This is a genomic window from Moraxella sp. (assembly GCF_030525845.1).
Lineage (GTDB): Bacteria > Pseudomonadota > Gammaproteobacteria > Pseudomonadales > Moraxellaceae > Moraxella.
Genome location: NZ_JAUNDY010000034.1, coordinates 1 through 13,450 on the forward strand (window position 1 = coordinate 1; position 13,450 = coordinate 13,450).

At 41.1% G+C, this 13,450-nt stretch carries 14 protein-coding genes and 2 pseudogenes; 10 read left to right on the forward strand and 6 right to left on the reverse strand.

The features are described from left to right. Positions 1–100: pseudogene (locus tag Q4B79_RS09185) on the forward strand (7-carboxy-7-deazaguanine synthase QueE); the annotation flags it as partial. A gap of 212 nt (positions 101–312) precedes the next feature. Further along, a complete protein-coding gene (locus Q4B79_RS09190) occupies positions 313–588 on the forward strand; it encodes a hypothetical protein (RefSeq protein ID WP_303086121.1) in 276 nt (91 codons plus the stop codon). Here Q4B79_RS09190 and Q4B79_RS09195 read toward each other — a convergent pair. After that, positions 585–737 (reverse strand): hypothetical protein, encoded by a 153-nt coding sequence (locus Q4B79_RS09195; RefSeq protein ID WP_303086122.1) that lies wholly within the window; start codon positions 735–737, stop codon positions 585–587. The two genes, Q4B79_RS09190 and Q4B79_RS09195, sit on opposite strands and share 4 nt — an antisense overlap. On the opposite strand from Q4B79_RS09195, the gene Q4B79_RS09200 reads away from it, so the two are divergent. From Q4B79_RS09200 to Q4B79_RS09210, 3 genes are all read left to right on the forward strand, one after another. Beyond that, complete coding sequence (locus tag Q4B79_RS09200; protein WP_303086123.1) at positions 715–1,344, forward strand: trimeric intracellular cation channel family protein; 630 nt, start codon at positions 715–717, stop codon at positions 1,342–1,344. The genes Q4B79_RS09195 and Q4B79_RS09200 overlap by 23 nt on opposite strands. A gap of 239 nt (positions 1,345–1,583) precedes the next feature. Then, positions 1,584–1,835, forward strand: a complete 252-nt coding sequence (locus Q4B79_RS09205) for a hypothetical protein (protein ID WP_303086124.1) — start codon at positions 1,584–1,586, stop codon at positions 1,833–1,835. Positions 1,836–1,969: 134 nt separating this feature from the next. Next, the gene (locus Q4B79_RS09210) at positions 1,970–2,527 is read left to right on the forward strand and encodes a hypothetical protein (protein WP_303086125.1); all 558 of its coding nucleotides are present in this window, start codon (positions 1,970–1,972) and stop codon (positions 2,525–2,527) included. Positions 2,528–2,580: 53 nt separating this feature from the next. On the opposite strand, the gene recJ is transcribed toward Q4B79_RS09210, so the two are convergent. Further along, positions 2,581–4,482, reverse strand: coding sequence for a single-stranded-DNA-specific exonuclease RecJ (recJ, locus tag Q4B79_RS09215; RefSeq protein WP_303086126.1), 1,902 nt, complete (start codon positions 4,480–4,482; stop codon positions 2,581–2,583). 173 nt (positions 4,483–4,655) lie between these two features. On the opposite strand from recJ, the gene Q4B79_RS09220 reads away from it, so the two are divergent. From Q4B79_RS09220 to Q4B79_RS09240, 5 genes are all read left to right on the forward strand, one after another. Then, positions 4,656–5,132 carry a hypothetical protein gene (locus Q4B79_RS09220; protein ID WP_303086127.1) on the forward strand — a complete coding sequence of 159 codons (477 nt, stop codon included), beginning with the start codon at positions 4,656–4,658 and terminating at the stop codon, positions 5,130–5,132. A gap of 379 nt (positions 5,133–5,511) precedes the next feature. Next, positions 5,512–5,835: a ferredoxin FdxA gene (gene fdxA / locus Q4B79_RS09225; protein WP_303086128.1), complete on the forward strand. Its 324-nt coding sequence runs from the start codon at positions 5,512–5,514 to the stop codon at positions 5,833–5,835. 7 nt (positions 5,836–5,842) lie between these two features. Then, a complete protein-coding gene (gene lpxB, locus Q4B79_RS09230; RefSeq protein WP_303086129.1) occupies positions 5,843–7,048 on the forward strand; it encodes a lipid-A-disaccharide synthase in 1,206 nt (401 codons plus the stop codon). A 161-nt stretch (positions 7,049–7,209) separates the two neighbouring features. Beyond that, positions 7,210–7,938: a TetR family transcriptional regulator gene (locus Q4B79_RS09235; protein ID WP_303086130.1), complete on the forward strand. Its 729-nt coding sequence runs from the start codon at positions 7,210–7,212 to the stop codon at positions 7,936–7,938. A 59-nt stretch (positions 7,939–7,997) separates the two neighbouring features. Then, positions 7,998–8,873: a DMT family transporter gene (locus tag Q4B79_RS09240; protein WP_303086131.1), complete on the forward strand. Its 876-nt coding sequence runs from the start codon at positions 7,998–8,000 to the stop codon at positions 8,871–8,873. Here the strand turns inward: Q4B79_RS09240 and Q4B79_RS09245 are convergent. The 4 genes and pseudogenes from Q4B79_RS09245 to Q4B79_RS09260 all read right to left on the reverse strand — a co-directional run. After that, entirely contained in the window at positions 8,866–10,692 is a 1,827-nt protein-coding gene (locus Q4B79_RS09245; protein ID WP_303086132.1) for a WG repeat-containing protein, read from the reverse strand. The genes Q4B79_RS09240 and Q4B79_RS09245 overlap by 8 nt on opposite strands. 52 nt (positions 10,693–10,744) lie before the next feature. Beyond that, entirely contained in the window at positions 10,745–11,569 is an 825-nt protein-coding gene (locus Q4B79_RS09250) for a DUF72 domain-containing protein (protein WP_303086133.1), read from the reverse strand. A gap of 108 nt (positions 11,570–11,677) precedes the next feature. Continuing rightward, positions 11,678–13,222: pseudogene (locus Q4B79_RS09255) on the reverse strand (aspartate aminotransferase family protein). 36 nt (positions 13,223–13,258) lie between these two features. Next, the coding region (locus Q4B79_RS09260; protein ID WP_303086134.1) for a hypothetical protein at positions 13,259–13,450 on the reverse strand (192 nt) is incomplete at its 5' end.

The following is a 13,450-nucleotide window of genomic DNA, read 5'->3' on the forward strand; positions in this document are numbered from 1 at the left end:
TGCCGTAGAGCTTGCCGAATGGATTTTATCAGACGGCTTACCAGTACGCCTACAATTACAACTACACAAAATCATCTGGGCGGACGCACGGGGTAAATGATGATTTTAAATCATTGATATGCCCTAAAAATCCCTGTTTTTATCGTTTTGTATATGCCAGTTTTATCTAAAAATGACCACAAAGCTCTACAATCAGGTGTCTTTACAAAATAAAAAAGTTGTTATAAAATAATAGCTTAAATTAATTTTAGCGTTGTTATTGGTCTTATGACCATCATTAATTTCTACCATTGTATCTATTTGGAGTAAATCATGAAATCTATCAAACACATACTAACTTTTTCTTTGTTGGTAACCATCATGACAGGTTGTGCAAGCGTGAGCTTACAGGACGCACGCCATGACACCACCATGCTTGAACAAGCCTTAACAACCACCCAACAAAACCTAGACGAAGCCACTTATCAGGCAACTGTGGTACAAAATGCTGAACAAGCGGTCTTAGCTTCTGCTAAGGCGGACAAAGAAGCTCTAAAAGCCCAAAAGAAAGCCGAGCGTGCCAGAAAAAAAGTTGAAAGTGCCCATTAACGTGCCGTAAGACGTTGATTTCTAGCCGATAAGAAAGGCGTGAGTGCCGAAGCTCGTGCCAAAAAAGCCGCCACTAAGATCTCACAGGCACAAGAAGTGCTGTCCCAATAACACAGACGGCTTGTGATGTTGTTTTCTGATTTAGCCATTTATGTGCTTGACATGATTGGCGTGATTGCTTGTGCGGTGGCAGGGACGACCCTAGCATTGTACAAACGCTTTGATATTTTTGGGTGTATTTTGGTATCGATGGTCGGAGCGATTGGCGGTGGGACGTTGCGTGATGTCATGCTTGACCGCCACCCACTTTTTTGGATGACGGATTTAAATTATGTGTTTATCATCACGATAACATCACTCATTTGCCAAATCTTTTTTCAATTTTATAAAAAAGTTGGCTGGACGCTCAAATTTTTTGATGCCATTGGCTTGTCGGCGTTTAGCTTGATTGGTTTAAAAGTCGCCCTAAGCTACGGCACGCACCCACTCATTGCCGTGCAAATGGCGGTTTTGACAAGCATTGCAGGTGGTATCATGCGAGACATGATTTGCAATGAAATCCCCCTTGTTTTACAAAAAGAAATCTACATCAGTGCCAGCATTGCAGGGTCATGTCTGTATCTTGCACTCAACAAACTGGAATTTTCTGAGCATTTGACCGAAACTTTGACACTCATTACCACCTTTGGCGTACGAATGCTGGCGGTGCGATTTGATTGGCATTTGCCAAGTTTGCAAATCAAGCCCAAACATTGATTTTTATTTCATTGGAGATATTTTATAATTACCACCGAAGTATTATTTAACACAGAAAAAACGTCCTCCCCCCCCCCCCCCCGCAATTAGCAGTTTTAAAATCCTACTTCCCCAACTGCTTTGATAAAAATGGCGATTTCTTAATTGATAAATTTAGTGAAATTATCCAACATCAAAACATTAACATTCAAAAAGAACATTATCAATTTAATTGGCTAGGCAAATCCTATGCCAAAATTTTGCGTGAATTAACACCCAATACGCTATTAACTACCGACAATGAGCATAACAGCCAACCAAAAAATCAACACAGCCAAAACTTACTAATACAAGGCGATAATTTAGAAGTATTAAAACATCTAAAAAACGCCTATGCTAACGCCATTAAAATGATTTACATTGACCCGCCCTACAATACAGGTTCGGACGGTTTTGTTTATCAAGATGACCGTAAATTTAGCGTGACGAGTTTGAGCCAATTTGTACGATGACATACCGTGATTTTTTGTTCAAATTATCACAAAACTCATTAATTAAACTCCCTACTTTGCACCAAGTTTTTTATGAATTAAAACTTGATAATCAATTAGATATTTGCCAATACTTAAATGATTTTAGCATTAATATGATCAAAAGACGTTTTGATGATTGGTTATTATTAAATTCATTTAATCATTTTGAAGTGAGTTTTACACACATTGGCGGAACAATTCACCCAACCAAATTTACTGATACAAACGGCAAACCAAAAAGTGAAATTTTGGCAAGTGATTTAGAGGTGGATTATCTTGACAATGAGCCGTTAAAACAATTTTTATTTGATAGTGTATATTTTGATAGCGATTTAGAAAAACAAAATTTAATAAATAGCGAAATCAAAGAAGTGCAAGTTTTTACCAAAATTCCCAAAAATTCTATCAAAATTCCTGTGGCAGGAGGCAAAAGCTATTCTCCTGATTTTGCTTATATTATTAAAACCAGTAATGGCGATATTCTAAATTTAATTTTGGAAAGTAAAAATGTGGATGGTGATGATAATCTACGCCTAGAAGAGCACCAAAAAATCAAACATGCCGAAAAGCTGTTTAATGAAATTGATTTGGGCATTAAAGTTGTATTTAAAGAGCAATTTAAACAAGACGGCATTCGACAAATTATTGAAAATGCATTAAACAACGGTTGAAGTTTTGGATTAAAAAAGGTGAGATTTATACCCACCTTATCTATCTCATGTATTCAACTAATATCCACCACCGCCAAATCTTTAACAATAAGCTGTAAACTTTGTGTGCCTTGCCATTCATTACTTTCAAGGGTAAATAGCAAATGCACGGTATTGGCTCGATAATCCCAATGCTCCACGTCATAATTAAACCAAATGGCATCAATGGGGTATTGCACACCCTCATGACGCAAGGTGAGTTTTAGGTGTTTGTCCTTTAAAATACGAAAATTTAGAACGGTAAATACCCCATCAAAAGCAGGCGGAGCAAAGCCATTGCCCCACACGCTGACGTTTTTTAGGACATTCACAAAATGCAAGCTAAAATCTTGGGGTAACAATTTACCATCAGTAAACTGCTCTTGCTCAAACACATCATCATCAAAGGCGTGGACAACTTGCTCAAAGGCGGTTTTAAAGCATTCAAAATCCCGTTTTTTAATGGTAAGACCACCCGCCATCGCATGACCGCCAAAATGCAAAATCAAATCAGGGTGATTCATGGCGACCGTCTCAATGACATCACGAATGTGAATGCCTGCAATCGACCGCCCAGAACCTTTTATCAAATCATCATCACCCACTTTTTCGCCATCAGCAGGGGCAAAGACAATGGTGGGGCGATACATTTTTTCTTTGATACGCCCTGCCACAATGCCAATCACGCCTTGATGCCAGTTGTCTTGGTAGAGGCAAATGCCCTTTGGAGGCTGACTGTCGGTAAGGTGGAGTTCATCAATGATGGCACTTGCTTCGTCTCGCATTTGTGTTTCGATGGCACGGCGTGAGAGGTTTAAGCGGTTTAATTCGGTCGCCAAACGGTGTGCTTCGCCCCAATCATCAGTCAAAAGACACTCTACGCCTGTACGCATGTTGTCCATACGTCCAGCCGCATTGATGCGTGGGGCGATGGCAAAACCAAAATCATCAGCACTGATTTTGCTTACGTCTCGCCCTGCTTGTTCTAAAATCGCCAAAATCCCCACACAGCAGTTGCCCTGTTTTATGGCGTTTAAGCCATGAGTTACCAAAATGCGGTTGTTTTGGTCAAGATGACCGACATCAGCAATGGTGCCTAACGCCACCAAATCCAAATATTTGGCGACACTCGTGGTGGGTTTGCCTGCCTCACGGCGGATTCTGGCAACTCGCCCCATGACATAAAACGCCACACCCACACCCACGAGCGATTTGCTGGCAAAATTACAGTCCTTTTGGTTGGGGTTAACCACCGCCACCGCATTTGGGCTGTCGGTTGTTGTTAAATGATGGTCAGTGATGACAACGTCAATACCAAGCTCACTTGCCTTGGCAACCCCTTCATGGCTAGAAATGCCATTATCTACGGTGATGATGAGTTGTGGCTTAAACAGTTCTGCCCCATGCTCCACGATTTCTGGGGTTAATCCATAGCCAAATTTAAAACGGTCAGGCACCAAAAATTCAACATCTGCCCCCATTTCACGAAGCGAGCGCACCACCAGCGTGGTTGAGGTTGCCCCATCACAATCAAAATCCCCCACCACCAAAATGCGTTTGCCCTCATCGATGGCTTTATCAATCACTTGACTTGCCTCATCAAGCCCTAACAGGTCAGAGGCAGGGAGCAGATTGGCTACTGCCATCTCCATTTGGCTGACATCTGTGATTTGCCGTGAATGCAAAATCCGAGCTAAGGTATATCCAAACACATCTACCAGCTCATCAGGTGCTTGCTCCACATGGCGAAGCACGAGATTTAGGTGGCGTGGACTAAATTTCCCTGCATTGCTAAACGCATGCTCGAAATCTTGGATATTGGTATTGGTCAAATGCGACAAATTAGCACTGGCAAATTTTTGAATGCCTGTATTTTTGATGGGTTGCTGTTTAAATGGGTCATCATCATCAAGATAGCCATTATCTTTTTTTATCATGTCTCATGCTCATTTGTATTTTTGTTTTAGCCAAGCATTGTAACACATTTTTAAATGCTCGTTTCACACTTCCCTCAAAATTTACATGATGATACACTTTTTTGGTAACTTTACCACAAAAAATAGAATTTCCTATGGTATGATTAGGTGGTTTTATGAATTTGGAGACAATAATGAACAGCACCCTAATCGCCAAAAACGTACAAGGGCTAAACCTTGACCAAATCAGACGTGAATGCCAACAGCTTGCCAAAGCTCGTGCCAAAATCTCGGCAGGGGTCGCCATCATTCCTGTGCCCTTTTTAGACGTTCTCATTGATGTTGGTATGCTCTCGCAATTATTGCCTGAGATTAATGCTCGTTTTGGTCTAGAAGACAAAGACAGCGTGCAGGCTCGTGAAAAAAAACTCACCGACAAAATCATGATGGTCAGCTCTTTGATTGCCACACGTGGTCTGGTCAATAAAACCGTGCGAGGTTTTGGCACTCGTATCATCGGCAAACAAGTCGCCAAATACGTGCCACTTGGCGGGCAGATTGTTGCAGGCACCATCGGTTATTTGATTTTTAAAAAAATCGCCTTTGAACATATCGAAGAATGCTATAAAGTCGCCAAAACCGCCCAAAAAGCACAGCATAATCCCCTTTAAGGACCATCACAGCAAGCAACCTGCGTACAAATACAGGTTGCTTCCATGATAATCCAATAACCAAACACAGCCAATTAACACAAACCTTAATAGACATAAATAAACCCCCATGTCATCTTTATATATTCCCAATTTGCATAAGTGCATTTAAATCAGCTTAGAAATGAAATTTTTATGCTTCTTATGCCATTTATTATTTTTTGCAAACTCTTTGTAATAATAATCACTTTTAATATTTACAAATTTTTGTCATTAAAAAACCATGCTTTAATTTGAGATTATTCATCAAAAAGTATAAAATATAGCAGGTTTGGATAAATCGTTAATATGCTTTAATGATAATTATTCCAATAAATTCAATAAACAAAAAGAGGTTGCTATGGCATTTGTTGTTACTGATAATTGCATTCTTTGCAAATATACCGACTGCGTTGATGTGTGTCCTGTGGACTGCTTTTATGAAGGTCCAAACTTCCTTGTCATCAGTCCCGACGAGTGTATCGACTGTGCGTTATGCGAGCCTGAATGCCCTGCTAATGCCATTTTTAGTGAAGATGAAATCCCAGCAGGTCAAGAAGAATTCATCAAAATCAACGATGAATTATCCCAGACATGGACAAATATCACTGAGAAAAAAGACCCCATGCCCGACCACAAAAAATGGGACGGCGTTACAGGCAAAATCCAATATCTAGAACGCTAATCTTGCCATGACCAAACCACTAACCATCGGTATCGTCTGTGCCGAACCCTCTGGCGATGCTTTAGGGGTCGATTTTATAACCAAAATGAATGCCATACACCCAAACATCACTTGGGTGGGGGTTGGTGGTACGCTCATGCAAAACGCAGGACTACACTCGCTCATTGACATGAGCCGTCTATCAGTCATGGGGCTTGTCGAAGTTATCAAGCATTTGCCCGATTTATTATCCGCCAAACGTGAGATTTTGGACGCTTTTTTTGCCCAAAAGATTGATATTTTTGTCGGTATTGACGCTCCTGATTTTAACCTAAGACTCGGCAAAACCCTAAAAAAATCAGGCGTGTTTTGTGTGCAATACGTCAGTCCAAGCATTTGGGCGTGGCGTGAAAACCGCATTCACACCATCAAAGAAGCCACCGATTTGGTGCTGTGCTTATTCCCCTTTGAACTTGATGTTTATGCTCGCCACCATCACCCTGCGGTATGCGTAGGACACCCCCTGCTTGATAAACTACACGCTGACCCTCGCCCCCAATCGGTGATTTTTGACGAATTTATCAGCAATTTTAAGCTACCTTTAAGCCCCACCAAAACCCCCATCTGCGTCATGGCAGGTTCTCGCACATCAGAGATTAATGCCATTTTGCCATTACTGATTGATAGCATGCACGCTCTTGACAAACAAGGAGATTTTGAATTTATTCTACCTGTCGTCAGCCAAGAACACGCCACGCTTATCCGCCAGCAAATTGACCGTCAAGCCCCTCATTTATCCGCCTCATATCACATCATTGTCGGACATGATGGAGAACGCCCTGTCAGCTGGCATGCCATGAATGCAAGCTCACTTGTCATTTTAGCCTCAGGCACAGCAACACTAGAAGTTCTGCTTTTGCACCGTCCGATGGTGGTCATCTATCGACTAAATGCCCTAACTTACACCATCGCCAAACACCTTGTCAAAATCCCTTATGTCAGCCTACCCAATATCCTATCCAACCACCAAACAGGCAAAGCCATCGTCCCAGAGCTTATCCAAGACCACGCCACCACCGACAATATCACTTCACATGCCCTAAACATTCTAAGCAACAGTACCCACCAAACACAAAGCATGGCAAACGTTACGTCACATCTGAGAGCTGACAGTCGCCATGATTGTGCCAATAGTGTATTAACACACTTTTTTAATCAGAAAAATGTGGTATAATAGTTTGAGTATCATTATTGTTTGGCATTTGCTAACATCAATTTATCAGCAAATGACCTGCAATTTTAATAATTTTGTACATAATGTGTCGTTAGCCAAAATTGACCCAGAGTGAATTTTGGTATTTTTTGTTTTTTTAAAATTTATCTAAAAGGTGTTTCATGACCGACAAATCCACCAAAGAAGCCAAAGCCTTGACTCGCGAAGAGAAAAAACGCCAAACTCGCCAAGCTTTTTATAACGCCGTACTTGACCTATGCATGACAGGTCAAGGGTTTGGCTCTATCGGTCTACGTCAAGTAACTCGTGAAGTCGGCGTGGTGCCAACCGCCTTTTATCGTCATTTTGATGACATGGAGGAGTTGGGTCGCTCATTGGTTGAAGACGAGCTGGGTAATGCCCTTGCCATGCTACGTGAACACATGCAATTTGGCAAAAGACGCACCTTTGAACGCCAAATTGCCAAAAGCGTGCAACTATTCTTTAAAGCAGTGGACGCACAGCCACGCTATTGGCAATTTATCGCCAGCGAGCGTTTTGGCGGTTCAGAAGCGGTTCGCCGTGCCGTGAGCGAACAGATTAAAACCTTTGCTAAGGTCATGAGTGAAGATTTGGCACTACAACCTGCCTTTGAACACGTCAGCGATGATGATCGTTACCTGCTTGCTGAGATTGGTGTCAATCTGAGCTTTTCATGGATTATTGAGTGGCTTGACCTCACTTATATCCCAAAACTTGCAGATGACGAAGAACACACGGCAGATGAAAACCTTGAAGCTACCAAAGAAGCCATGCTCCTACATTGCACTCGCCAAATGCAAATGGTGCTATACGGCGCCTATAACTGGAAATCCAGCGAAGAGACTCTGCTTGATGAGAGCATCAAATAACCACCAAAGCCGATTTTATCAATCGGCTTTTATTTATTGCCAAACCGCCTAGGTGATTCATGTTCTACATCATCATCGCCCTACTTATTTGGGCAAGTTCTTTTACCGCAGGCAAATACGCTTATACGATGTTTGACCCTGCCATTGCCATTCAAATACGATTTTTTATTGCCAGTTTGATTGTTTTGCCATTCTTTTTAAAAACGCATAAAACATTAAGCCAGCCCATCAAAAAATCATTATGGGGCATTGCTTTTTTAATGTTTCCGATTGGCATTTTAATGCAGTTTATGGGCTTGGCTTATACTTCGGCAAGCAGTGCGGTGGTGATTATTGGCACAGAGCCGATATTGGTGCTGATTGTTGGGTTTTTATTATTCAAACAAAAAGTTGCCATTTATGATTGGATATTAAGCCTGATTGCTCTTTTGGGTATTGTGTTATTGGTGCTTGGTTCAAATGACGATGGGGCGGTAAATTTATTTGGGCTGTTATTGGTATTTTTGGCAGGGGCAGGATTTGCCCTTAGCATTCATAGTTCAAAATCTTTAATGGCACAAATGGATAATAAAGTCTATACTTCGGCATTATTGGTTAAAGGGGCGATATTGTCATTGCCCATTTCGTTATTTTTGGTAAAAGATTGGACAATACATTTTAATTGGCTTGGGCTGTTTTCTGTTATTTATTTAGGGGTGTGTTGTAGCTTTGTGGCTTATAAACTTTGGAACATTGGGCTGAATAAAACGCCCGCCCATATTAGCGGAATGCTGATTGCCTTAGAGCCTGTATTTGGCGTATTGATTGCCTTTGTCTTTTTGGGCGAGCGAATGAGTTTATTAACCGCTTTGGGGAGTGTGCTTGTGATTGGTTCGGCAATACTTTCTACGGTGATTCCGATTTTAAAAGAAAAAAGGCAAAAAGCGACTAATTAAACCCAATGGTCTTAAACCAAACACCTTCATCAAATACACCAAGTTTATTATTTTGTAATGGTATTAGCCAATTGCCCTGTTTATCTAGCACGCCATAATTGCCATTTTGATGTTGAACCACAAAAATAGCATTTTCCACACTCACAAAATCATAATAATAAATTTGTGTATATTCAAATGGCAAAATCACTTGATTGTCATACGATAATAGCCCTTTTTTGTCTGTGTCATTCTCTGTTTGTTTGGATAAAGTGGCAATGACAAAATTTTCTGCCAGCTCAATCGTTTCGTATTGTGGCGGAATAACAAAATGCCCTTTTTTGTTAATAACGCCTTGCAAATCGTGATTTTTATGACTGGCAAAAACCGCATAACCTTTGTCATTAAAATTATAAAAATCGCCAACCAATTCTTTAAATAACTCTTGCCCTGTTTTGTCAATCACTCGTCTGCCAGAAATGCTATTGGGCAATAATTGCTCGGATAAACTAAAATTTGATTTTAATTTATTATACATTTTGGTTTGATTTTCATTATTTGGCAAATAAGTATAAGAAAATCCATTATCATCAAAATAATAACTATTGGCATTATGCGTGATTAAAGTCGGCTTAATCGCCCATTCGCCTTGACGGTCAATAAAACCATAATAAGGACTGTCTTTGCTTTCGCTTACCGCTATCAAATCATCACTAAATTCTGCTTTGGCATTATTACGGTCAAAACTCATTTCTTTGGAATTTGGTAGATAAAAGTGTGGCGGAATTTTTATATTGCCTTGGATATCCATAAAACCGATTTTATCCAACGCTGGGTCATTAAAATCATCATTTATCACATCTTTTGTAAAAGCCACAAAGCCTTTATCATCGGGCAAAGAAAGCAGTTTTCTACCCTGTTTTGGCTCAATCAGCCATTCGCCTTTGTCGTTAATAATGCCATTATAATTTTGGTGGACGCTGGCAAAAGGGCGACACGGCTCGGCAAAGCCAATATTGCCATATTTTAAATGTTTTTCAAAGCCTTTAAAAGACTTAAACTCGCCTGCGGTTGAGCCGTCCATAAAGACAAAACCCTGACAAGAATCATCATTGTCCTTATCAAAAATTTTGCGATATTGATGAATGCTCAAAATATTTGGCGTAAGCAAAAAATCTTTATCATCTTCATATAAATCTTCAAACTGCGGACGAATAACCCAATTTGCATTTTCGTCAATAAATCCCCATTTGCCTGTATCGTCCATCGCCCCAATTAAGCCGAGCTTTTTCTGGCTATCGTTTTGGGAGCGAGCGATTTCGGCGATATTCTTATCGGTCAATGGTATGGATTTTTTGGTTCTATTATTTATCATCACGCCATAACTATTGACGATTGCTCGGGCTTTATATTCAGACTCAGGACTCTCATCAAGTTGTTTGCTTAATTCTTCTATTTTGGCAAGCAACTTGGGATTTGATAAATCAGGATAGGGAATCACAAAAGGATAAATCCGAATATCAAAATGATAAATATTATCGGGCTTGGTTACCAAAAACCGCCCATTCAAATCATAAAAATCCACAAAGTATTCGTCATCTTTTTTATAAATGCCCACCCATTTTTTATCAAAATTATCATTTACCACTTCATCACTTTGGCGAATATTATCATATTTGGTCGGCAACACTACATTGCCATTTTTATCCATTAACCCCATTATTTCGTGATTATCTTGATTATCAAAAACGGTAATAAACAATTCATCAGCAAACGCCACCGCACAAAACAACACGCCACTCAAAGCAATTGCCAATTTGGTTTTTATGGTAATTAACATTCGCATTCTCCTATCAAATAGCCCTGATTATTATGGCACAATTCCCCAATTATTAAAACAATTCCGCTTGCCCTTTGAGTTCTGGCGTTTTCACCACAAAACCACGAGCAGACAAACATTCTTTTAATTGAATAATATTATAAAAAGAATGAGCATTGGTGGTATTTTGAAAATAAATAAACAATTCATCAAAATTGGTACGATGGTTAAAAATCTCATCAGCAATTTTGCCAAGTTCATCATCGCTATAACGATAATCGTGTCGCTCTTTGGCACTCTCTTGTTCCCACCAGTCGCTACGCCGTCCGTGCAACCGATAATAAGCGGTGCGAGTGTTCGCCCAAAAAGGCGTATTGGGCAAGCCGATGTTCTTAGGATAATCGGTATTGACCCAAATCAGATTAGGTGATTTACCAAAATGATGAAATACAGGGTCAATATGCCAGCTTGGGTGGCGAAATTCTATGGCAAGTTGCCAACCTTCAAACCATTTTACCACTTCGCCCAGATATTGACGATTGGCGGGCGTTCGCTCAAAGCTGTGGGGAAATTGTAATAATAATGGAGCAAGAAAAGACTGAATGGGGGTAAGAATGTCCAAAAACTCTTGGGCGGTCTTGGCGGCGGCCGTACGAGTATGGCTAAATTCTTGGTGCAGTTTTAAAGAAAATTTAAGTCGTCCGTCTGCCTTATTTAGCATACCCAGCAGGGCTTTTTGCCCGATGGGAGCGTGAAAACTGCTGTTGATTTCCACGCAGTCATAATGATTGGCATAGTGGTGCAAAAACTCGCTTGCCTTTGCACCGTGTGGGTAAAGTGTACCAATCAAATCGGTGTCGCTATACCCACCTGTGCCAATATAGATGGTTGATTTCATTGATGATTTATATTAAATTCATTTTAAAATAATACCAAAATTACCATTAACCGTAGGGGCGAATTGCAATTCGCCCCTACAAATCACATAAAAATCAACAATCATCAATCAATCAATCGGCGGTGTATAAACCCCATTTTTAATATCATCTTTAATCCGCTCGGCTTCTGCCAAAACTTGACCAAGCAAGGCTTTGACATTATCCAGCGTGGCAATGGGGCTTAGGGTGGTCATCTTTAAAGACTGCACATTTTGACGGCTGTCAATGACACGAGTTACGCCAATATTCGCCTCGCCTTTGGCAAACAGCTCATCGGCGACATTTTGGTTGAGATTATCAATAAACTCTGCTGGATAATCTTTTGGCACAACACGGAATAGTACAGACGCAAATTGTGGCTCAACTAGGAGTTCTAAACCATCGGTTGCCTTGATATAATCCGCTACCTCACGAGTTAAGGTAACTCCGTGATCAATCATTGAGCCGTACAGCTCTTCGCCCAACGCCTCTACCGTAAACCACAACTTCAAGGCATCAAAACGGCGAGTGGTCTGCAAAGATTTGGACACCAAATTTGGCACGCCGTGTTCTTCGTCATAGGCAGAGTTTAGATACTCGGCTTCATAGTGCATAAAGCGGTAGTTTTGCTCATCTTTTAATAAGAACGCACCGCACGAGATACTTTGGAAAAAGTGCTTATGAAAATCAAGCGTGATAGAATCCGACAGCTCCACACCATCAAGCATATCACGGTAGTCGTTAGATAACAGTAACGCTCCGCCCCACGCCGCATCAATATGTAGCCACGCACCATAGTCATCGCACAGCTTGCGGATTGTCTTGATGTCGTCAATCGCCCCTGCATCTGTCGTGCCTGCCGTTGCCACCACGCACGCCACGATTTTGCCATCTGCCTGTAAGTCCGCCATAATTTTGGCAAGGGCAACTGTATCCATCTGGGCATTGTCATTAACAGGCACAGTAACCACTGATTGAAAGCCCATACCCATCATCGCCATATTTTTTTGTACGGAGAAGTGGGCATTTTCGGAGCAAAGTACTTTAACCTTTGTCATCGCATCGGCAGGAATGCCATCTTTTTGAACCGACCATTCTTTGCCGTCTGCATTTGTCCAATTTTTGGCAATTCACCAATCACGAGCCAGCAAAACGCCCATCAAATTGGACTGTGTACCACCAGAAGTAAACACCCCTGCCGTGCCAGCCCCATAGCCTGTTTTTTGGCGTAGGTAATCAATGAGTTGTACTTCCATCAATGAGCCTGCTGGCGACTGGTCCCACGAGTCCATAGACTGATTGGTGGCGTTGATGAGAACTTCAGCAATTTGTGAAGTTACCATCGTGGGGCAATGCAAGTGTGCCAAAGAATGAGGGTGATGCACCTTTAAACTTTTGTTTAAAAACAGCTCCACAAGGCGGTCAAGTGATTTTTGTACACCCAAGCCGTCTTTACTGGGGTTAAAGGCGATTTGGGAGCGAAGCTCTTTAATGCTACCGCCTGTGTACATTTGGTCTTCTTTTAGCCAGCTTGAGACGGCTTGTACCGCTTGGTTCATCGCTGTTTGGTAGTCAGCGATGGATTTGTCGTCATTGCAAAAAAGAACCTGACGGTGTTTGTCAAAATAAGTCATAATATACCCTCATCATTTTAATGGGTGAAAATAAAATTAAATGGTTTTTGTTTTACTAGTTTTTAAATGTATCGCCCCCACAACCAGCACAAGCACAACACCAATCACATCGGTGATTGTTTCGGGTGCAATCAAACAAAATGCCCCAATCGCCATGACAATGCGTTGCCACATTGGCATGATTGTTTTTAGGTACCCCTCCACCGAAGCAGACAATGCAAGCACGCC

Excerpts from the sequence above, each read along its gene's own strand:
- Q4B79_RS09190 (WP_303086121.1), top strand. The coding sequence starts at position 313 with ATGAAATCTATCAAACACATACTAACTTTTTCTTTGTTGGTAACCATC.
- Q4B79_RS09200 (WP_303086123.1), top strand. The coding sequence starts at position 715 with ATGTTGTTTTCTGATTTAGCCATTTATGTGCTTGACATGATTGGCGTG.
- Q4B79_RS09195 (WP_303086122.1), bottom strand. The coding sequence starts at position 737 with ATGGCTAAATCAGAAAACAACATCACAAGCCGTCTGTGTTATTGGGAC.
- Q4B79_RS09210 (WP_303086125.1), top strand. The coding sequence starts at position 1,970 with ATGATCAAAAGACGTTTTGATGATTGGTTATTATTAAATTCATTTAAT.
- recJ (WP_303086126.1), bottom strand. The coding sequence starts at position 4,482 with ATGATAAAAAAAGATAATGGCTATCTTGATGATGATGACCCATTTAAA.
- Q4B79_RS09220 (WP_303086127.1), top strand. The coding sequence starts at position 4,656 with ATGAACAGCACCCTAATCGCCAAAAACGTACAAGGGCTAAACCTTGAC.
- fdxA (WP_303086128.1), top strand. The coding sequence starts at position 5,512 with ATGGCATTTGTTGTTACTGATAATTGCATTCTTTGCAAATATACCGAC.
- lpxB (WP_303086129.1), top strand. The coding sequence starts at position 5,843 with ATGACCAAACCACTAACCATCGGTATCGTCTGTGCCGAACCCTCTGGC.
- Q4B79_RS09235 (WP_303086130.1), top strand. The coding sequence starts at position 7,210 with ATGACCGACAAATCCACCAAAGAAGCCAAAGCCTTGACTCGCGAAGAG.
- Q4B79_RS09240 (WP_303086131.1), top strand. The coding sequence starts at position 7,998 with ATGTTCTACATCATCATCGCCCTACTTATTTGGGCAAGTTCTTTTACC.
- Q4B79_RS09245 (WP_303086132.1), bottom strand. The coding sequence starts at position 10,692 with ATGTTAATTACCATAAAAACCAAATTGGCAATTGCTTTGAGTGGCGTG.
- Q4B79_RS09250 (WP_303086133.1), bottom strand. The coding sequence starts at position 11,569 with ATGAAATCAACCATCTATATTGGCACAGGTGGGTATAGCGACACCGAT.